The sequence below is a fragment of the Acinetobacter sp. SH024 genome (assembly GCF_000163635.1).
In the GTDB taxonomy this organism is placed as follows: domain Bacteria; phylum Pseudomonadota; class Gammaproteobacteria; order Pseudomonadales; family Moraxellaceae; genus Acinetobacter; species Acinetobacter pittii.
Genome location: NZ_GG753601.1, coordinates 80,626 through 102,159, shown reverse-complemented (window position 1 = coordinate 102,159; position 21,534 = coordinate 80,626). Strand labels below are relative to the sequence as shown.

The 21,534-nt window shown below is 38.8% G+C and carries 15 protein-coding genes and 1 pseudogene; 5 read left to right on the top strand and 11 right to left on the bottom strand.

What is annotated here, in order from left to right:
- From HMPREF0013_RS13105 to HMPREF0013_RS13090, 4 genes are all read left to right on the top strand, one after another.
- Nucleotides 1–1,707: fimbria/pilus outer membrane usher protein (locus HMPREF0013_RS13105; RefSeq protein ID WP_005803498.1), on the top strand; the 1,707-nt coding region annotated here is incomplete at its 5' end.
- Entirely contained in the window at nucleotides 1,698–2,726 is a 1,029-nt protein-coding gene (locus HMPREF0013_RS13100) for a spore coat U domain-containing protein (protein ID WP_002115712.1), read from the top strand. The genes HMPREF0013_RS13105 and HMPREF0013_RS13100, both read left to right, overlap by 10 nt.
- 548 nt (nucleotides 2,727–3,274) lie before the next feature.
- On the top strand, nucleotides 3,275–4,441 hold the full coding sequence (locus tag HMPREF0013_RS13095; protein ID WP_153570161.1) for an MFS transporter: 1,167 nt from the start codon (nucleotides 3,275–3,277) through the stop codon (nucleotides 4,439–4,441).
- A 155-nt stretch (nucleotides 4,442–4,596) separates the two neighbouring features.
- Complete coding sequence (locus HMPREF0013_RS13090; RefSeq protein ID WP_002115710.1) at nucleotides 4,597–5,100, top strand: hypothetical protein; 504 nt, start codon at nucleotides 4,597–4,599, stop codon at nucleotides 5,098–5,100.
- A gap of 46 nt (nucleotides 5,101–5,146) precedes the next feature.
- On the opposite strand, the gene accC is transcribed toward HMPREF0013_RS13090, so the two are convergent.
- The 11 genes from accC to sbnA form a co-directional block, all read right to left on the bottom strand.
- Nucleotides 5,147–6,514, bottom strand: a complete 1,368-nt coding sequence (accC, locus tag HMPREF0013_RS13085; protein ID WP_002115704.1) for an acetyl-CoA carboxylase biotin carboxylase subunit — start codon at nucleotides 6,512–6,514, stop codon at nucleotides 5,147–5,149.
- A gap of 17 nt (nucleotides 6,515–6,531) precedes the next feature.
- A complete protein-coding gene (accB, locus tag HMPREF0013_RS13080; RefSeq protein WP_000354611.1) occupies nucleotides 6,532–6,951 on the bottom strand; it encodes an acetyl-CoA carboxylase biotin carboxyl carrier protein in 420 nt (139 codons plus the stop codon).
- 17 nt (nucleotides 6,952–6,968) lie between these two features.
- Nucleotides 6,969–7,424: a type II 3-dehydroquinate dehydratase gene (gene aroQ, locus HMPREF0013_RS13075; RefSeq protein WP_002115614.1), complete on the bottom strand. Its 456-nt coding sequence runs from the start codon at nucleotides 7,422–7,424 to the stop codon at nucleotides 6,969–6,971.
- A gap of 235 nt (nucleotides 7,425–7,659) precedes the next feature.
- Nucleotides 7,660–8,985 carry a Y-family DNA polymerase gene (locus HMPREF0013_RS13070; RefSeq protein ID WP_002115586.1) on the bottom strand — a complete coding sequence of 442 codons (1,326 nt, stop codon included), beginning with the start codon at nucleotides 8,983–8,985 and terminating at the stop codon, nucleotides 7,660–7,662.
- Between the two features lie 266 nt (nucleotides 8,986–9,251).
- Nucleotides 9,252–11,501 (bottom strand): TonB-dependent receptor, encoded by a 2,250-nt coding sequence (locus tag HMPREF0013_RS13065; protein ID WP_002115621.1) that lies wholly within the window; start codon nucleotides 11,499–11,501, stop codon nucleotides 9,252–9,254.
- A 154-nt stretch (nucleotides 11,502–11,655) separates the two neighbouring features.
- Complete coding sequence (locus HMPREF0013_RS13060) at nucleotides 11,656–12,429, bottom strand: HpcH/HpaI aldolase family protein (RefSeq protein ID WP_002115630.1); 774 nt, start codon at nucleotides 12,427–12,429, stop codon at nucleotides 11,656–11,658.
- Complete coding sequence (locus HMPREF0013_RS13055) at nucleotides 12,422–15,949, bottom strand: IucA/IucC family protein (RefSeq protein ID WP_002115686.1); 3,528 nt, start codon at nucleotides 15,947–15,949, stop codon at nucleotides 12,422–12,424. The genes HMPREF0013_RS13060 and HMPREF0013_RS13055 overlap by 8 nt, the downstream gene beginning before the upstream one ends.
- Nucleotides 15,946–17,151, bottom strand: a complete 1,206-nt coding sequence (locus HMPREF0013_RS13050) for an MFS transporter (RefSeq protein ID WP_002115668.1) — start codon at nucleotides 17,149–17,151, stop codon at nucleotides 15,946–15,948. The genes HMPREF0013_RS13055 and HMPREF0013_RS13050 overlap by 4 nt, the downstream gene beginning before the upstream one ends.
- A gap of 3 nt (nucleotides 17,152–17,154) precedes the next feature.
- Nucleotides 17,155–18,795, bottom strand: coding sequence for an IucA/IucC family protein (locus HMPREF0013_RS13045; RefSeq protein ID WP_078210267.1), 1,641 nt, complete (start codon nucleotides 18,793–18,795; stop codon nucleotides 17,155–17,157).
- A 71-nt stretch (nucleotides 18,796–18,866) separates the two neighbouring features.
- Entirely contained in the window at nucleotides 18,867–19,880 is a 1,014-nt protein-coding gene (sbnB, locus tag HMPREF0013_RS13040) for a 2,3-diaminopropionate biosynthesis protein SbnB (RefSeq protein WP_002115662.1), read from the bottom strand.
- 21 nt (nucleotides 19,881–19,901) lie between these two features.
- Entirely contained in the window at nucleotides 19,902–20,906 is a 1,005-nt protein-coding gene (gene sbnA / locus HMPREF0013_RS13035; protein ID WP_005803491.1) for a 2,3-diaminopropionate biosynthesis protein SbnA, read from the bottom strand.
- Between the two features lie 537 nt (nucleotides 20,907–21,443).
- On the opposite strand from sbnA, the pseudogene HMPREF0013_RS25300 reads away from it, so the two are divergent.
- Nucleotides 21,444–21,529 (top strand): annotated as a pseudogene (locus HMPREF0013_RS25300) (hypothetical protein).
- The last annotated feature ends 5 nt before the right edge of the window (nucleotides 21,530–21,534 follow it).

The window sequence follows — 21,534 nt, the reverse complement described above, 5'->3', positions numbered from 1 at the left end:
GGTTTTCAGTGGTCGAGTGCTTATAGCCAACGCGGGGATATTGTCACCTCGGCACTCCCGCAATTCTCTGGCTCGGCAGCACTGCCTTCAACCCTAGACTTATACGTCAACCAGCAAAAGATTTATTCAGGACTAGTCCCATCTGGTCCATTTGATATTAAACAGCTTCCATTTATTTCAGGAAATGAAGTCACCCTTGTGACTACCGATGCAACGGGTCAGCAGAGCATTACCAAAAAGCCGTACTATTTTTCATCGAAGATTCTGGCAAAAGGCATTAATGAGTTTTCAGTAGATGTTGGTATTCCGCGTTATAACTATGGACTCTATTCAAATGATTATGATGATGCCACCTTTGCCTCAGGTGCAATTCGATATGGTTATAGCAACTCACTGACTTTAAGCGGCGGTGCAGAGGCTTCGACAGATGGCCTGTCCAATCTCGGCACAGGATTTGCCAAGAATATTTTGGGGATTGGGGTGATCAATGCCGACATTGCAGCGAGCCAGTATAAAGATGAAAACGGTTACTCTACCTTGCTGGGTTTAGAAGGGCGCATCAGTAAGAACATTTCATTTAACACCAGTTACCGCAAAGTATTCGATAACTATTTTGACCTAGCCCGTGTATCTCAAGTGAGATATTTAAAAGATAACCAGATCAATGCCGAGTCACAGAACTACCTGAACTACAGCGCACTGGCCGATGAGATTTTTAGGGCGGGGATTAACTATAACTTTTATGCAGGCTATGGGATTTATCTGGGCTATAACCAGATCAAATATAGTGACAACTCCTATAAATTACTGTCTACCAATTTAAGTGGAAGTCTGGACAAGAACTGGGGCTTTTATGCATCAGCGTATAAAGATTATGAAAATCACAAGGACTATGGAGTTTACTTTGCGCTGAGATATACCCCGTCCAGTAAAGTGAATGCGATCACGAGTGTATCTAGTGACAGCGGTAGCCTACGGTATCGCCAAGAAATATTCGGTTTGTCAGAACCACAAATTGGTTCATTTGGCTGGGGGGGCTATGTTGAAAGAGATCAGGATGCCAATGAAAACAATGCATCGGTCTATGCATCTTACCGAGCACGAGCGGCTTACCTGACGGGACGCTATAACCGATTTGGAGACAACGATCAGGTTGCAGTTTCGGCGACGGGTTCATTGGTTGCGGCGGCGGGACGTATCTTTGCGGCCAATGAAATTGGAGATGGCTACGCAGTTGTGACCAATGCAGGGCCACAAAGCCAAATTTTAAATGGTGGTGTTAATTTAGGTACGACCGATAAGTCTGGCCGATTCTTAATTGCAAATTTAAGACCCTACATGTCTCATCACATCTACCTAGACCCATCATATTTACCTTTAGAGTGGGAAGTTAGCTCTACGAATCAGACAGCGTTTGTGGGTTATCGTCAAGGAACTTTGGTTGACTTTGGTGCTCATCAGGTCATTTCAGGATTAGTGAAACTGGTTGATCAAAACAACTCACCATTAATGCCAGGTTATACCGTTCGAATTAATGGTCAGCAAGATGGGATGGTTGGGTATGACGGTGAAGTGTTTATTCCAAATCTATTAAAGCAAAACAAACTTGAAGTTGATCTTCTAGACCATGGTTCATGCCAAGTTGATTTTGCCTATAAAAATACGCAGTACAGTACTAAAAAATTGGGGCCTTATGTATGTCGATAAATATTGCTAGCTTTAACCAGCCGACAACTTTTAAAGGTCTTTCATTTATCCTGAAATATTTTTTGGGAATGAGCTTGCTATGCCTGATCTTTACATTTTTTAACTCTGCCTATGCAACTTGCACACCTACAGGGACAACTTCTGGTACATACACATACACTGCCGCAACAATTAACAATGATGCAGTTCTGACATACACGGGAACAATACGTTGTTATGGGGGACGTACAACACCAGAAATTTCAGGTTATATGTGTATGAAAACCGTCTTTACTGGAACAACGAGTAGTAATAATAATTTTTCATTACCTTACACCGTCACAGCAACTGTAGGTGGAGCAGGGTCTTCTACCACTAATCAAAATTCGAATATCTGGTATGGTCCAGTAAGAACAGTCGCTTCAAATAATGTTATTAGTTACTCTGTAAATATAAAAGTACCTGCCCGAACAGGGTCGCTCATGGCATACCCTAAAGGAACTTATACTGGTACGGTTCAGCTATTTTGGGACATGCAAGCAAGCTCTAGCACTGTGTGTGAGGGGGATAGTGGTGGAGGTTGGGACTCGGGTAATACCACTATAACTGCTAATTATGTTGTGCCAAGTTTGTGTCAAATAGATTCAACATCAAATGTCGATTTTGGAAATATTAATGATATTGGTAAGACTACTCGTGATTACACAGCTCAAGGGGTGGTAAATACGACCTGTAATAATGGACTGCCATATAGTATTTATTTGGGGGATGGGAATAACCGTATTGCCGGTGGCTTTAGGCAGATGACAAATGGTGGTGGTCAGTACATTCAGTATCAGTTATATCAGAACTCGAATTATAGTGCGGTATGGGATACTACTGGTGGTGTAAGCGCAGTTGGAGGTTCTGGAGGTGTTTCTAAAACAGGTTCGGGTAATTCTCAGGGTACAAATGTCTATGGAAAAATTCCGCAAGGTACCACTATTTCAACAGCTCCGGGTAATTACTCAGATGCGATAGTTGTTACAGTAACTTATTAAGAATTTATTGGAATTTTATGTTGAGTATATTTTTAGGATTTGAGTTGAACACTTAGCATTTAAAAAGTGGTCTATAAATTTGGTGTTTAATTGTTCTAATTTAAAAGAAGCAGCTAGGTTTTTAAAAAGTAGGGGTGATAAGTGGTTAGCGGTAATGTTGTTTTAGGATGAGTAAAAACAGAAAAAGACAAATTAAAAAAATAAGAAAAAACATCTGATAAATATATACCTTATGAATATTAAATGTATTTTTACACAAGTTAACAGATTGTACAAATTAAATTACAGTTCTCTTTTCTTTATTTATTCTTTCTTATCAATAAAAAATACTTATAGAGATAAGTCGGTTCTCAATAATTTAATGATTTGTATTGGAAAACAAAGTGTTAAAATTGAAAGGCTGAGATGCTCTGATATGTTTAATTGTATTTTATTCGGTGAATCTACGAATCGAAATTTGTGGATGCTTAGTAGTACTAAAGACAAATGGCTACATGCGTGACAGCTATCCCGAATTTTAACCTCATGAAAATACAAAGGTTTATAAATTGTTTCAACCACTTACTATCCAAACTCGACTCGGTGGATTCTACTTTTTCTACTATTCCATTGTAGGTACATTCATGCCGTATTGGAATTTATATCTTCAAGATCAGGGATTTAATTATCAAGAAATTGGTGTTTTATCATCAATTGCGATTGTAACTCGTTTTTTTGCGCCTTTAGTTTGGGGTTGGATTGCTGATAAATCTGGTAAGCGGATGTTGCTTGTTCGGATAGCAACTTGGATGGAGTCATGTATATGGTTGGCTATTTTTATAGTGCCAAATACTTTTCAATCAGTTGCTTTGCTTATGCTTATTTTTAGTTTCTTTCAAAATGCGATTTTAGCTCAATTTGAGGGAGTGACTTTATTTTGGTTGGGTGATCAAAAAGCTAAACTCTACGGCAAAATTCGTAAGTGGGGATCGGTTGGGTTTATTGTTGGGGTATTCACTATTGGGGCTATTTTAGAAATAGTGCATATTTCAATGCTCCCAATTTTACTATTAATTATCGCGTCTCTAGCGTTTATTTGGTCTTTCACAATCCGCGAACCTGATAGCGCGCCTACTTCCCAAAAATATTTAGAACCTTTATTTCCTGTTCTTAAGCGCCCAACAGTGGCTGCATTTTTTGCAATTGAATTTATTCTACTTTTTTCACATGCGCCTTTTTATAGTTTTTATAGTAATTTTCTGAAATCTTTGAATTTCAGTACGACTGAAATTGGATTTTTATGGGCCATGGGCGTTTTTGCTGAAATTTTTATGTTTTCAATTGCCTCAAAGATTTTTCAACGTTTTTCGTGGCGCAGTTTAGTGATAGTGTGTCTGCTAGTGACGAGCATACGTTGGATGCTAGTTGCAGTATTTTCACATTATTTTATTGGTCAACTTTTTGCGCAGTGCTTACATGCCTTTAGTTTTGGTTTATTTCACTTGATCGCAATGAGAGTTATTTTTCAAAACTTTTCTGCTGGACAGCAAGGGCGTGGACAAGCACTTTATAGTACCATGTGGGGGTTAGGTGTAGCTTTCGGTAGTGTTCTGGCTGGGCATTTCTGGAAAATTCTTTCTGGTGAACTCATCTTTATGTGTGCCAGCGTGGTTGTGCTCTTAGGTTTGTGCTTTGTAAAGTGGCTTCCGAAACAAGTCGATTCTTCAACTACCTAAGCCTGAGATCATGCAAAACAAAGAATTTATATTGAAAAAAGCAAGTAAATATAAAATTGTTTGATGACTTGTTGTGACACGTTACAGTTGAAAAATATTGTTTTTATATGGTTATGGAGCAGTGATTTTGTCAAAAAATATGCTAACTTAACTTCATGCGTTTAATGATTAATAAATCTATGAAAAATATTTATATTATTGGATTATTGTGGGCTTGTTCTGGTTTAGCTGTGGCAGAAACGGCTACTCAACAGCCAGCTGAACAACCCGTTCGGACCGCAAGTAATCCTAATGCTATACGTATTGTTACGCGCCCTGAAATTATGGGATTATGGGGAATGGAAATTCCAAATAATAAGAAATGTGTGGAATATTATAACTTTCGTAGTAGTAATGATGTAGTGATCAAAAGCGGTCAGGAATGGTCTTATGGTATTTATGAATATCAACCATCTGATGATCCTAAAGAACAGCTAGCTGCTTTAGTAATGCAAATTAAATTTGATAATAATAAAGTAGATTGTTCTGGTCAGAAACAAGACCAAACAGGTGATGTCTCACAATATTTTGTACAATGGAAAAACGACCATACAATCAATTTCTGTTCAACAGCTAAGGGTGAGCAGTGCTTTGCCACTTTACGTCGGGTATTACCATAAAATGGTTGATATAAAAAAGCCTCTTAAAAATAAGAGGCTTTTTTTATTATGCAGTTTCAGCTTTCTTTTCTTCCACTTGCTTTAACAAGTGTTTTTCAAGGTAATGGATATCCATTGCTTGAGAGCAGAAACTCTTATCTTGCAAAATAAGATCTTTATGTAGAGGAATATTTGTTTTAATTCCCGTAAGGATCATTTCATCTAGTGCTTGACGCATACGAGCAATTGAAGTTTCACGGTCTTTACCATGAGAAATCAATTTAGCAATCATAGAGTCATAGTAAGGTGGAATGCTGTATTCTGGGTAGATATGAGAATCTAAACGAATACCAGCGCCGCCTGGCGCATAGAAACTTTCAATTTTACCTGGTGAAGGTAAGAAGGTTGTAGGATCTTCTGCATTGATACGGCATTCAATTGCATGTCCTTGAACTTTGATATCTTCTTGTTGAAGCTCTAGTCCTAGGCCACCAGCAATACGTAACTGTTGTTCAATAATATCGACACCGGTAACCATTTCAGTTACAGGGTGCTCAACCTGAACACGAGTATTCATTTCAATAAAGAAGAATTCACCGTCTTCAAATAAGAATTCAAACGTACCAGCACCACGATACTGCATCAACTGACATGCATGAACACAAGCTTCTAAAATATCAGCTCGAGCTTGCTCTGGTAGGTTTGGTGCAGGTGCTTCTTCTAGTACTTTTTGATGGCGACGTTGTAATGAACAGTCACGGTCATATAAATGAATTGCATGACCATTACCATCACCAAGAACTTGAACTTCGACATGGCGAGGTTTTTGTAAGAAGCGTTCCATGTAAACGGTATCATCACCGAACCACATTTCTGCATCGCGCTGCGCTGCTTGAACTGATTCAAGTAGTGTATCTACACGCTCAACAATACGCATACCACGACCACCACCACCAGAAGCCGCTTTAACAATAAGCGGGAAGCCGATTTCTTTCGCTTCTGCCAAGGCATTGTGGATGGTTACTGCATGGTCGCAACCTGGTACAGTAGGTACGCCAGCTTTTTTCATGGCAACAATCGCAGAAACTTTATTCCCCATAAGGCGGATATGTTCTGGACGTGGGCCAATAAAAGTAAAGCCTGAGCTTTCTACAATTTCAGCAAACTCAGCATTTTCTGAAAGGAAACCATAACCCGGGTGAATAGCATCAGCACCGGTAATTTCTGCAGCAGTAATAATTGCCGGGATATTTAAATAGCTATCACTACTTGCGCCCGGACCAATACATACTGCTTCATCAACAAAACGTAAATGCATCAAATCCTTGTCGGCATCTGAATAGATACCAACAGTCTTGATTCCTAATGTTTTACAAGCCCGGGTAATACGTAAAGCGATTTCACCACGGTTTGCAATTAAAACTTTTTGCAACATAGACGTCCCCGGGGTAATTACGCGCGATAACGGAATAAAGGTTGACCGAATTGGATAACTTCACCATTTTTCACTAAAATTTCTTCAATCACGCCGCTTTGAGTTGCTTCAATTGGGTTCATGATTTTCATTGCTTCAATAATACCCAAAGTTTCACCAGCAGATACTGTTTGACCTACTTTAACAAATGGTGCTTCGCCTGGGCTTGGAGCAGCGTAGAACACGCCAACCATTGGAGAAGTTTCAACTGCTCCACGCGGTGTTTTTGCAACTGGTGCTTCTGCAACAGGAGCAGCCGGAAGTGCTACACCAGCCGCAGCAACGACAGGATTGCGACGAGTTAAAGCGATTGATTGATCACCTTCTTTAACTTCGATCGCTTGCAAGTCAGACTCAATCATTAAATCGATGAGTTTCTTAATTTTGCGGATATCCATGGGCGACTATTCCTAAACTAGTTTGGGTTAGATGGTTGAATTTTTTCAATAGCGTAATCGAGCGCAAAACGATAGCCTTTTGCACCTAGACCACAAATCACGCCAATTGCTTTATCAGATAAATAAGAATGATGTCTGAATGCCTCTCTTGCATGGACATTAGACAAATGAACTTCAATGAATGGAATCGCAACGCCAAGTAGAGCATCACGTAGAGCAACTGAAGTGTGGGTGAGGGCAGCAGGGTTAATAATAATAAGTTTTACGCCTTCAGTTTGTGCCTGATGAATACGATCAACAATGGCACCTTCCCAGTTGCTTTGAAAAGTATCTAATGTGATTGAAGCTTGTTGAGCTTGGCTAATAAGTTGTTGGTTAATATCATCTAAGGTAAGATGACCATATACTTCTGGTTCGCGTTTTCCCAGCAAATTCAAATTCGGTCCATGAATCACCAAAATGGTCGAACTCATTCAGATTGCTCCAGCTCTAAAGTTGCAAATATTCTTTGCAAGATGTCTGCAAAGTTTGCTTATTATGGCATATGTTTCTACAATTTTTTTATAATTTGTTTTCATCGTCGCAGAAAGGGTATACCAAATTCGGCTTATATATTGTAAATTTTGCGATGATTTAGCAATGTTAAAAAATGACAAAATTTCAAGTAATTTAATGGAGCTTATTTTAAACTGAATTGACAAAAACAGTTCATGTATTTTGTGTAACGGCTATAGAGTTCTCTCCAATCACCAATAACTCATTCCATCGAGTTAGATAATTTTTTGAACGGTGGCATTGTTTCATGTGCCAAGATGGATTACGGGAATGATAACCGACTTGTAAATAGTGACTGCCAAATCGGTTACGAACTGTGCTGAGGGTTTGCATTAATTGTTGTCTTTGCTGAATCAACTCAAGAGGTTGCCATAAATCATCAATATGATGTTGACGAGGATGCAAACCACAAAATAAAACTCCAATCTTTATATATTTTTTATTTTCTTTATATAAAACATCTATTTGCTGCATGGCTGCTTTTGTTAATATGCATAAATCATCTGTTGCATAATTTAAGCCTATCGCTTGAGAAGATGCTTTTTTATAAGGTGGTTTATCTATTTTTTCATAAAGCATGACTTGAACGCAGGCACAGAGCTGTTCTTGTTTCATTAAACGGCGATGAGCTCGGTTAAGATGAAAAATAAGTGCTTGCTTAATAATTTCAATACTGGATAAAGCTTGAGCGAAACTACGTGATGCTAAAATTCGTTTGGTGACAATTGCAGGATCGTCGAGTTGAATACAGGATTGGCCTTTTAGCTCACGAATGGTACGTGCCATAACCACAGAAAAAGCTTTTGCTAGATGATGCTCATTGGCAAAAGTTAAGTCTAAGCATGAATAAATCTCATAGCTACCTAATTGTTTGACTAATTGATAGCCAATTCCCCAGACTTCTTTGACTGGAGTGTGTTGCATGAGGTCTTCAAGAAGCAGAGGATCTAAAGTAGTGAAATTACAAATTCTATTAAAGCTTCTAATTTTTTTAGCGTAGTGATTGGCTAATTTTGCTTGAGTTTTTGAATATCCGATGCCAATACAACAGGGTAAGCTTAGCCATTCTTCTAAGGTTTCTACGACTTTGACACAATAAGAATGAATATCTAGAGATTGAAGGTAAGGGGTAAGGCGAATAAAACATTCATCTATAGAATAAGCTTCTAAATCATCGGGCGAGAAAAACTCACCAAGAACTGAAAAAAAGCGACGTGACATTTCAGCATACAAAGTGTAGTTGCTTGAATAGACGTGTACACCTGCTTGAAGAGCTTCTTGTTCGATTTGATACCATGGAATACCCATTTTGATACCCATATTTTTTGCTTCTTCACTACGTGATACAACACATCCGTCGTTATTAGAAAGTACTACGACTGGTAGGCCAATAAGTTTGGGATTAAATAGTCGCTCACAACTCACATAACAATTATTAATGTCTACGAGGGCGTAAATTTCGCGGTGTGAGATTTCCATTATGATTTGCCCCATGAAAAATATTGGTAAAACTACATATTGATATTGTTTTCATAAACACAGCGATGAGGGGTGTTGGATGAAAAAGTTGCATCTTGAATATGTAACAAAATCAAGTTAACAAAATTTTTAGCAGAATGCTAGGGTGGTTCTGTGGGTTTACCTCAGGTTAATAATGGAAAAAATAGATAAGGAATTAATATTTTTAATAAAAAAGGAGATCGCATGGATCTCCTTTTTGTGACACATTCAATGTCAGTTTTTGATTACCATTTATGGCTATAAGAAACTTTCAGCGTTGCACCATTTGCTACTAAATGGCTAGTGTTATTACCAGATCTTAATAATTGGCTATAGAGAGGGTAGTACTTGCGGTTAAACATGTTCTCTAAACCAATCGTCACAGTGTCTTTTTTGTTAAGCGCAAAGCTACTGATTAAATCTGCTGTTGTATAAGATTTTACATCATAGCGACCAAAACTATTTACACCGTTTAAGCGGTAGTCTTCTGAACCGAAGTAAGTAGCTTGTAGACGATTCGTCCAAGTTTCAGTTGGACTATAAGAAACGTAAGCTGTGAGTTTTAATGGTGGAATACGGAAGCCTGTCATGTCTTGTTCTGTACCGTTTTGCGGTTTTTCACGGCCTTTCATCCAAGTAACGCTACCACCAGTTCCCCAAACATTGGAATCGTCAAGATAGTCAAAAGTTGCTTCAACACCAGTGACTTTCTCTTTCGTTCTAGTCATATCCAAACTATTACTTACTGGTTGCACAGCGCCAAGGTCAGAAGTAGAGTGGAATACAGCTAAACTTGAAGAGAAGTTATTGAAGTTTCCTTTCCAGCCTAACTCATAGTTATCAACTTTTACAGGTTCTAAGAATGACGAACCAAGGTTAAAACCTGTGCTGGCATTGCGAATGACTACACCGACATCAGGCAACTGGAAACCTTGGTTGAATGATGCATAAATCGAGTGTTGATCATTTGGAGAGAAAGTCACATTAGCATTGTATAACCATGCATCAGCTTTTACTTTTCCGCCCTCAACGGTGTAAGGGTTAGGCTTACCTAATTGTGATAATGGAACAAAGCTATCAATTTGGGCATAGCTGTCTTCATAACGCGTACCAGCTTCTGCTGACCATTGGTCATTAAAGCGGTGTTTTAACTGTACAAAGCCACCCAAACTTTGCGTGGTAAGTTCAGGTAAATAAATAAGTTTGCCAATTTTTACAAACTCTAAGCCACCAGATTGATCATAAATATCAGGATCGAAAATATCTAAAGGCATTTCGCTTTTTTCGCGGCTAAAGTCACCACCCCAAACTAGGGATGTATCACCTAAAAACTCAAGCGGTGTGGTCACAGTTAAGCGGCTACCGAGTACGTTATTTTCTTGATAAACCTGATCCACTTGTCCACCACGTGGGCTGACTTTACCTGGAGCAACACGTGCGTCAAATGGTGAAAAACGGGTAAAGAAGTCACGGTAATAAATTTGAGCATCAACTTTATTGCCAAAAAAGTCTTTATGGTTATAGGTTAAATTGTAGATTTGGTTTTCGTTTTTAGTCTGGTCTTTAAGCTTTAAGCCTTTAATGGCTTTGGCTGGTACAGTTCCGGCAGGGGTATTCTTAACACTTGTGTCAGATGCATAATCTGAGTCTTGCTCGGCATTATAGTAGTTTGCAGCAAATTGTAAGTATTGATTGTCATCAATATGATAACCAAGTTTACCACCTACGCTGTAAGCATCGGCATCATATAAATCGCCCTGACTAGGTTCAGGTGCAACACGGTCACCACTTGCATCGTACGGGCTACCAATACGTTGGTAACCAAAGTCGAGTGCATAGTCAAAAGCGTTAAAGCTGCCTGTGAAATATTGATGAATATCGCCACTTAAAGCATTAGAACGGAAATTTGTTAAAGGTGTTTGAAGCCCAACGACTGTTTTTGCTGTAGGTTCGCCACCCGCAGCTTTTGTGGTAATTGAAATAATACCGCCAGAAGCACCGCCACCATAAATTGCGTTGCTGCCTCGAATCACTTCAATGTTGGCAATGCTTTCAGGGTCAATTGCTGAAAGTCCTCTTGATGTGTCTCGTGTCAGGTTCATTGGAACGCCATCCACCAAGATGAGAGCATTACGACCACGTAAAGTTTGACCATAATCGGTAATGGTGCGGCTTGAGTCTGATAGGCCCGGTACGGCTTTTGCTAAAACGGTTGCAATACTGCCAGATGAACCATTTCTTAAAAGTTCAATTTGTTTTTCATCTAGCTTGGTCACTTGCTTGGCAGAAGTAGAAAGTTCATCTGCACGTGAAGCGGTAATTATAATTGTAGGAAGTGCCTCAGGCTTTTTTTCAACATCTGTTGTCTCAGAGGTTGAGGCTGCAAAGGCCGAGTTTGAGAGAAAGATGGCCCCACCAAGTGAAAGGAGTGGAATGATATTTTTTACTTCAGACTTCCTCGTAAAAAGTTTGTGACTTTTTATCTTATTTCCCATTGTCTCGCCCTGAGAGTGATTTTAAATTTGTCGAATTATAAGTGAGAATGATTGTAATTCACAATATCGTTGTTGGACAAAAAAATAATAAAATTTATTTTTATTAATTGTTGTGTAGAGAAAGGTGCATCCATCGCTCTACACAACTGAAAATTTATGAGATTTCTTTATAAGAATTCAAATGATTTTGATGGGCACGGCGAATAATGCTTCGGTCATCGCCCAGTACAAACAGCTGAACGGATTGTTGTTTCCATGCCGCAATATCTTCAGGTTGTCGGGGAATAGCACAGAAATGCTTTTGACTATTTTTAGTCTTTGCATACATCTCTTGAACTTTTTCTTTCACTTTTGGATGGCTAGATTGCCATGGCATTCCCATAGATTGAGAAAGGTCGGCAGCACCTTCTAGAATAATATCAATACCTTCAACTTTTAATATTTCATCTAGTTGTTCTAGTCCTTCCAAGCTTTCAATCATGGCAACGACAACAGTTTCGTTTGCTGCGTATTGAACAAAACTAGCTAAATCATCCATGCCATATCGATTTAACCTTGTCGAGTTGAGACCTCTTTGCCCAAGAGGCATATAGTGACAATAGTTCACGGCTTCTTGTGCTTGCTGAGCATTTTCTATACGCGGAAAAACAATACCCGTTACCCCTGCATCGAGCAGAGGTAGAACTAAATGGTTGGTGTTTAACGACACCCTCACAAAGACATCAAGACTCATGGCTCTAGCAGCTAAAATCATGGTCTCGACTTGAGACGTACTAAATAAAGTATGTTCCAAGTCGATAATAATAAAGTTGTAGCCCGCAAGTGCCAGTTGCTCGACATTAATGGGAGAGGCTACGGAACAAAATATTCCGTAGAGTGTCTCGCCGTGTGCTATTCGTTTCTTAAAAGAAATCGAAAGCTTATTCATATTCAATTTCCTTAATGAGACTGAGCGGGTTCGGCGTGGTTTGTACTCTTAAGCGAATTTCCGGAAGGAAACGGCGGCTTGCGAGCTGTTCAATATCAATAGTGTCATCTGTAAAGTTAAACAACTCATATCGTTCGGTAAACTCTGGGTGAGCTTCTTTATGCTGATTAATAATGGTTCTTAACATGGTCCAGAATTTGATTTCATCGAAGTCATAATGTTCATTTAAGAAAATCGCTAACTCAGCCAGATTCACAAACCAAAGCGCATCTTGGGTAAAGTCTCTTAACTCATTTGGAGAATGGGTTTCCAAGAACGAGTTTGGGTTAATCTTGGCATGTTCTTTTGGTGCATCTTGTAAGTTAGGTAAAAGCTCGGGCTCACGTAAAAGATGACGACTAAAACGGATACCATCGTGGAAATCTTTCAAGGCTGCCTTAATTGGTAGGCCATTTTTATGAATCAGTACCATGTTTTGTGCATGTGACTCTAAAGCCAGACCGTGGCACCATAAAATATGCATGATAGGTAAATAAGCGTTGGTAAGTAATTTTTCTAACCAGAATTCAATACCATACTCTTGAATCCACTCATCGATTAGTGGTATTTGGTCCGTATCAACTTGCATTAGACCCGTTACAGGCGTTGCTGATTCGCCTTCTTTTAAGTAGCTGTAAATACTTTCGCGCCAAATGCAGGCGAGTGCACCGTATTGAACAGGTAGCGCAATTTGCTGGTTAACTGAAAGACCGCCGATCTCTCTTAAAATAACAGGCTTACGCTGTTTTTCTAAAATATGGTCTTGTTCAACAATGTTATAAAGCCAATCACTCATTTTTGCCGCATTTTGAACGGTATGTGGCGCCAATACACGAGAGGTAGAAGTATTGACCAAGTTCATTGCCAATTTAAGAGAAAGCGCCGAGATATCACTAATATTTGATAGGGTTCGAATCGATTGCTGTGGTAAATAAGTCGGACCTTCAATATCTAACGGGATGATCAGTTGGTTGCTGATTGCATCTTGATAATATAATTCAATAATTTTATCCCACTGCCACGGGTGAATTGGAGTGAGGATATAATCTTTAAAATCTACATTTTGCTCTTTCAATTGATCGTTAATGGCTTGTAGATCTTTTTCTGAAAAATGCTGTTTATAAAGCTGCTCTAAGTTAATGGTTTCACTTAAAACCAGTTTACATAAACTATTATGAGTCGCGACCCATTGAACCGTAAAACCTTCAGAAAGCTCGGGTGCATATTTCTGGTTTTCTTTTAAATCGAAGCCGATACGAGACTTAAAACTTGGGTGATATAAATGTGCATTGGTAATCCGTGCTTCTTGTTCTAAATAAGACAAGGTTCTTAAAGGTTGAGCAGGGGCTTGGCTTAAAGTTTGCGCATGTTTAACGTAAGTTAAATTGAGTTCATCATTAAAGTTTTGCCATTTAACTGGGTCAGCTTCAATAATATTTTTTAGATCGGCAAGTAATGTTTTTAAGTTAGGGCGAGTTTCAGTGTCTAAAGTAATATCAGAACGGACTAAGCTTGAAGGATCTAACTTAATTCGTTTAAAACTAAAGTGTCGTTTGGCCGCGCAGGTATAAAAAACGGTATCGGAAATATAGAACTTGATTTGACCTTTAGAAAACTCGTATTTAAAAGTATTTTCAAAAATGAGTGCTTCTAATAATTGGCCCATCACGCGATTTTCCGCGAGGGTTTTATAATTGGTTTGTTGTGTTGGTTGAAGAGGGCAAAGTGCTTCTGCGCCGCGATATTTATAAATAGGGTTTTCAACTTCAATCCAGATAGGATTGCCACCACTGTGGTAGAGCGTATTTAACATATTTGCCTTGATTGGTAATGTGAGTGAATTAATTAATAAATCGCGGTATTGCTCACCTTTGGCGCTAAAATTTCCTTGCGTGAGCGTAAGGCGTGTGGCTTGCCAAAGTTCAGATTCTTCAATCACGGTAACTCGTGCAATTGCACTGATGAGATGAGCAATGTGATTGATCACAAGGTAATATTTTAAAAAGGTCCACGCATCTTTCTGAGAGAACCAAACGGTACTATCTTCAGAAATAGATGAGTCATCTTCTATCATTTCTGGAACAATGCTAATGCCTTCCATGTCTCGAAGAATAAGGCGATGTGGATAGCCGTTTTTAAATTCCATTAAACTATTTTGCATGTGCGCTTCTACACTAATGCCTTTGTTTGCAAACAACTCAATTAATGGAATGAGTGAAACTTTAACGTACTGTTTCCACCAGAAAGTAATGAAGTCTTTCGCGTCTTTCGATTGTAGATTTTGGTTGGGTGCCGCTTGCTGAATAATGCTTAAAAGCGGGATCTCATAATTTTCATTTTCTTCAACCAAGCCACCTAGCATTCTGGTATTTTCTAATACCTCTGGCGTGAGCCCAGCTCTATAAAGGATGCCAAATGAACTTTCAAGCTCTGGAATTTTGACTGTTTTTGCCTCTAACTCCGGCAGAATCATAAGGTCTGGATATTGCTCATTAATCTTGTGATTAATAATAATTTTGCTCGCATCAATCGCGCGTTCCATTTCGTCCATTGGGTTGTTGCGAATGAAACTGGTAATGCGTACATCAATTGATAGCTTTAAGAATAGATTCGATTGAGGCAACCACACTGTACGAACGGATGAGGTCGGCCATACGGTTTGACCTAAAGCTCCCAGATAGATCACGTCTTGGCTATCTAAATGTTTCTTTAAAGATGGATGTTGAAGTAAGAAGTTGGCTTGCCAAGGGTGGGTTGGCATTAGCTCGTAATTTGCTAAGTTTTCTTGTAAACGTTCTTTTGCTGTTTCTAAAACTTCATCTTCAACACGATGAGAAGACTGTTCTTCACTTACAAGCTTTTGGATTAAAGAAGAATGAATTGCAAAGTAATGAAGTTGGAAACTTGCGCCTAACTCAGGGCTATACTTCTTCATGTCTTCTTTAGAGAAACCTAAATTGGCTTTAGAAGTCACATGAAAAGGGTGCCCATATAACATGCCTTGTTCGGTTGCCTGAAAACCACTTAACGCTTTAGTTACTGTTTGGGAAGGCTTATTTTCTAAAAAGAATTTTGTATTCTCGATACTATTGGCAATATCAGAATATAGATTCTTATTTTGGTTTTTATCTTTAAATAAGCTATTCAATTCATCTGTAATCAGCTTCACTAATTTTTTAGGGTCGGTGAGTGAGTCAAAAGTATTTTCGCTTAAATTTTGCAGGGTAAAACCACGTTGATATCTATGATAACCAGTGGTGGATAGATGCTGAACTGCACCATAAACAATCGTGTTAGATGCATTAAAAGTATAAGCAAAATACAGGGTGTCTGGGCGCTCTGCATACAGTGTGAATAAAGGAGAATCTTGAGCTGGGATAATATGCTTTTCAAGATTTACTTTGAGTTCACGAAAGAAAGTATTCAGGTACTGTTCGAAAAGTTTATAAGACCATGCATCGGTTGTAATAATTGAGTTCATTCTTGTGCCTCTTCTAAAATTGTATCCATTAAGAATCTGTCCAAAATCACCACTAATCCCGCACCGATAAAAAATAGTGAGGTGCAGACTAATGCAGCAGTAATATTGAAAAATGAGTAGGTGAGCGTGATCGTGATTGGGCCAATAAGTTGTCCTAAGACAAAGGCACTGTTAGAAATACCAATCACTTTTCCTTGGCTTTGAGCGCCGGCTTTTAGAGAAATTGTGTGCAAGATCGAAGGAATAAGGGCTGCAAAGCAGAAGCCTTGTATGAGTCGTAATACAAGAATCAGCCAGAGATTAGAAACCCAGATCAATGCGAAAATCGTGATACCGCAAATTAAAGATGCGTAAATGAAGTTATTAAAAGAATCTCCTTTATCATCATTTCGTTTTCCCCAATAGGTTGCAGCAATAAAGGCTGCTCCCCATGAAAGCGCATGAATGGTTCCCGTTAAACTCGCAGCAGATAACGATGAATGAGTGCTTTGGCTTATTTCACTAATGTATAAAACAAAGCAAGACACCAAACCAAAGCCACCGGCTTGAACCAAAATTCCAGCGCTTAACCATGAAAAAATTGTTCTATCAAAGAAAGCTGGAAGCTTAGATTTCTCTTTGGTTTTTGGCGCCTCGGTTTTAACGGGATTGGTTAATACAAATGACGCAATCAAAATTAAGGTCATCACAACAAATGCTGTCGCGTTGAGTAATACTTCAACCCGCCATTGATCCATAAATATCCCGCCGAGCACGGGACCACATAGGCAAGCGAGCGCAACACTACTTTGTAGTTGCCCAAAAGCGGTACCACGTTGTTGTTCATTAGAAAGATATGAAACATAGGCATTTAAGATCACAGAAAGACCGCAAAAACCGAGTAAAATTCGCGCGAAAATAAACAGGTATAAATGCTGGGCGCTCGCCATGAGCAGTATTGAAATACAGAAACCTGCCAGAGAAAGTAACAAGGCTTTTTTATGGCCGAATGTGTCGGATAGGTGACCCACAATCGGTGCGGTAAATAAACTGCCAATAGCCGGAGCCGCGAGTGCCAAACCTGCCCAAATAGTGGGAGCACTCATATGCGCCGTCAGTTTTTCCATATAGAGCGGCATGATCGGAATAAGCACCATAAGCCCAAAAGTAGAAAAAAACTGACAGAACAAAATAATGAAATGATCTAGGCGAGATGAGCGCATGATTTAGATATCCATGGTCTCATAGCTAGAAACAGATAAGCTGTGATAAGGGTTTGGCGTACTTCCGATTTTACTTGGCATGCCTGTTGAGTCGCTTTCTTGCGCAAGTAAAGGCGTAAGTAGCTGTTTGAATGGCCAAGTCTTATTGTCAAAAAGATAAGTTTGAATTTGCGATTTTGTTTGTTCTGAAATGGGTTGCGTTTCTACAAAATCATGAATAATGTCTTGAACCATCTCCCAGAAATCGGTTTCTGTACGATCCGTATATTTCAAAGTAGCTAAAGCAATCGGGTAGAGGTTAATTTGAATCCCTAGGGTAATGAAGTAATTAAATAAGTCTTCATTTTTAGTAAAGATAAGATTGTTTGGTGTGCTGGTATCGATGGTATAAACCGGAGGTGTAAAACCACTTTCTTCAATGGCTGTGGTACATATTCTTAAGGTATCGTGGTCACGCAAAACAAAGCATTTAAACTTATTATTTTCATAACACACCATAGTGTTTTGCCCGTGGCATTCAGGCATGATTCCTTTTGCCCAAAGCGTTAAGAATGTTTGAATAAAATGAACACTTAAGTCTTTTAGTAATGACCATTTGTCACCTTCAACGCCTAAAGTTTCCCAAGGGTCGACATACGTACAGCTTAAAGCTGACATAGTGATTGGCGTGACGTTTTTATCTTGGCAAAAGTCGGGTAAATGTCTGACTTGGCAGCCGATTACACCTAAATTCTTTACAATAGGCTCTTGTTTACCGAGCACCCACCAATGTGTTTCATTACTCAAAAAGAGGCGATTTTTTAATAAAGCAGTTTCATTAATGACGTCATTTAAAAAATCATAAGCCGTATACCCATTCATTAAATAACGGCCTGGCATAGAGCGGATTGCACCTAATGTTTTGGCATTGGTCGAGAGTTTTAAGTGCAGAGTAGGGTTTGCGTTGTGAATAAGCGTTCTTAAAGAAGAAGTTGGTAAACCAATTGTGGTGACATGGTTTAGGTCAATACCGCTGTACTTATTGTCTTCAAACTTTAAATAGCGATGTTGCGTCTCTAACAAAGGCAGGGCTAAGTAATCATCTGAAAGCTGAGCCATTTTGTCAGCAATAAGACTTTCCTCAACTTCTGATAACAGAAGCTCTTTGTGAGGAATCGACTTCATATTATTAATCACGTCATCTTTCTTAAATGCCCACCAGTACACCTCAATTTCTTTTTGAGTTGTGAGTGGTGTAAGTTCACCTTTTGAGTGAGCGAATGGATGAAATGGACGGTCAGCTACCAGCGATAGCAACTCGCTTTTGATTAAAGGCGAAGAAAATGAAAGGGCTGACTGTAAAATTTGAGGAATTTTTTCAGCCGTTACTAAGTTGTCGAGCCAATAATTAATCGCTTTTTGATGGTGTGGCGATGGCCACCAAGTTGCTTGGGTTAAATAGTTAAAAACTTCAGAAATAGAAATTTCAGACGTTGTATTGTTTAAGACGTTATGAAGCAAAACTTCAGGTTGGGTAACATAGAAAGGATTTACACCATCTACTTTTAAACAGCCGAAATAGAGTTCTAACTCATCATTGAGAGTAATTGCCAGATAAGGCTTTTTATAGGAAATATGATCTCTAAAATCTCCATAATTCTCCATGTAGAGTGCATCTATGGTTTTTTGTAGTTGTGCTGTGTAAATCCGATCTAACATTTTAGTTATTCCTATTCTTATAAAAGCGGTAGAACCGTGCCAACGTTTTGTTCTTGTGCAGCATTGAAGAACCATTTAGCGCAGACAATGTCATCAATCGCCATGCCCATTGGGTTGAGCAAAATGATTTCATCTTCGTGTTCGCGGCCGTTTTTATGACCAATAATGATGTCGCCAAGTTCAGCATGTAGTTTTTCACGGCTGAATAAGCCATCTTCAACCAGTACATTGATGACTTTCTTTTCTCGGTTTGATTGGTCCCAGTCATCTACAATCACTTTGTCGACTTTTAAGAAGACTTCAGGCTCGATATCCATAATTGAAATATTTGAAACAAAGCAGCCTTTTTTAAGCCACTCAAATGGAATGTAAGGTTTATCTGAGACTGTGCAGGTAATGAGGACGTCAGCTTGCTGAATCGCAGACTTGGCACTGTCATGAATTTCAATTTCTAAATTCGGATATTCTGATAAGAACAACGCTTTGAGTTTTTCAGCTGCTTCAGGGTTCACATCAAATAAATGGATTTTTTTCACTTGAGCGTATTGCTCAAGTACAGTTTTAATCTGCATTTGAGCAATTGGACCGCAGCCAATCACGGTAATGTCTGAAAAGTCTTTTTTTGCTAGATACTTAATCGAGACACCAGTAATTGCCGCAGTTCGCATGGCACTGATGAGACTGCCTTCCATCACTGCAACTGGATAATTTGTTTCTGAGTCATTTAAAACAATTAATGCACTGGCACGCGGAATATTGAATTTTTTAGGGTTATGTTGTCTTGAGCCAATCCATTTGATTCCGGCAATCGGGTCGTTGCCGCCCAAATAACAAGGCATTGCGATAATACGGTCGGCAATATGGTCAGCACCTTGCCAGCGAAGATAAGGTTTTAAAGGTTGAACAAACTGTTTATTTGCATGCAGGGTTAAACCTTCAGTAATTGCTTCAATAAATGAATTACTATGATTTGCGCCAAGATTTAATAAATCTGATTGACTTAAGTAGCGAAGGGTAGCCAAATTGCTCATGAATATTTCCTAAGGAGAAGGTTAAACAGCATTTTGTAAAGTAAGGTTTTCTTGGCGTCGTACGTTTCGATTGAAGTGACGCTTCTTGATCATTTCGAACCATTCATCTTCATAAACAAGATCGAGATAACGATCGCCGCGATCGGGCAACAGTGTTAAGACGCACGATCCATCAGGAATGGTTGGAATCAGTTTTTTTATGGCTGAAATTGACGAGCCGCTCGAACCGCCTGCAAAGATTCCTTCGTGTTCAAGAAGTTCTCGGCAACCGAGTGCCGATTCATAGTCATCTACATAAATGACATCATCAATTTCATCGGGGGAGAGCAGTGGTGGGACTGTACTTGCACCAATTCCAGGAATTTCGCGTGGACCAGATGTACCACCGAACAACACAGAGCCGACGATATCGACTGCGATCACTTTTAATTCTGGAAATCTTTCTTTAAGGCGACGAGATACGCCCATAATCGTGCCAGAGGTACTTGCCCCAATCACGAGGTAATCAATCTTGCGATCAATTTGATTTAGGATTTCTTCTGCTTCTCCAAAATAATGGCTTTTCCAGTTATTTGGGTTTGCATACTGATTAATCCAAACAGCATTTGGAAGCTGTTGGCAGAGTCGTTTTACAGTGTCAATTCTGGTTTTTAAATAACCGCCGTTTTGGTCTTTTTCAGAGACCATTTCGATATTGGCCTTGTAGAGCTTCAACATTTGTAAGTTTGCTGAGGCAATTTTTGGGTCAATAACGGCAGTAAATTTTAATCCATATATTTTGCAAGCCATTGCAAGCGCAATCGCTAAGTTCCCTGATGAGCTTTCAACAATGTGACTATCTTTATTAATCACTCCAGATTTCAGGCCTTCCTGTAGCATGAATAATGCCGGACGGTCTTTAATACTTCCTCCTGGGTTTAACAATTCCATTTTCGCAATCACTGAGATCGATTGATGCGTGAATAGCCTTGATAATTGTAGTAGTGGCGTTTTACCTATGCAGTCGAGAATATTTTCATGGATCATGGTAGATCTTCTCAGGTTTTTATGTGGTGTGAATGATAATGATTATTAATTTAATTATTATTACCATTTGTGCCATGATTGTTGCGGTTTGTAACTGAAAACAGGAGGGACTTAGAGGATTTTTCACTAATTTTTTTTATCTAATTATTTGAATCGTAATATTTAAGTTTTACAAAAGAATTAATAAATAAATCTTTTTAAATATAATGACATAGGCAATAAATTACTTTAGAGCTAAAAAAATTAATTTAATTAAGACAGATGCGAGAAATTATTTTGAAGAAATAAAATGAAATTTATGACCTCACCCGCGTAATTGATGCATCACTATTCTGTAGTGAGTATGGGTAAATTTAAGGCTTAAAAAAGAGAGAGGTATTTAAAGACTGACTTAAGATGCTTTGAATAATGAACTGAAATTGATCAAGTGGCAGTTATTGATATGAAAATGTCTGAAAATGATACGTTTAGATAGATATGATCATTTCCATAAGCGCTATATTTTCAACGGATCAGTTAAGCCTAGAAAATATAGTAATGCGTGTTTCGCATTTTGTCTTATGGGTCTTTCAAGCTGTCTTTGTCATAAAAGACAGCTTTTTTTATGGCGATTTGATGAGTAGAAAAT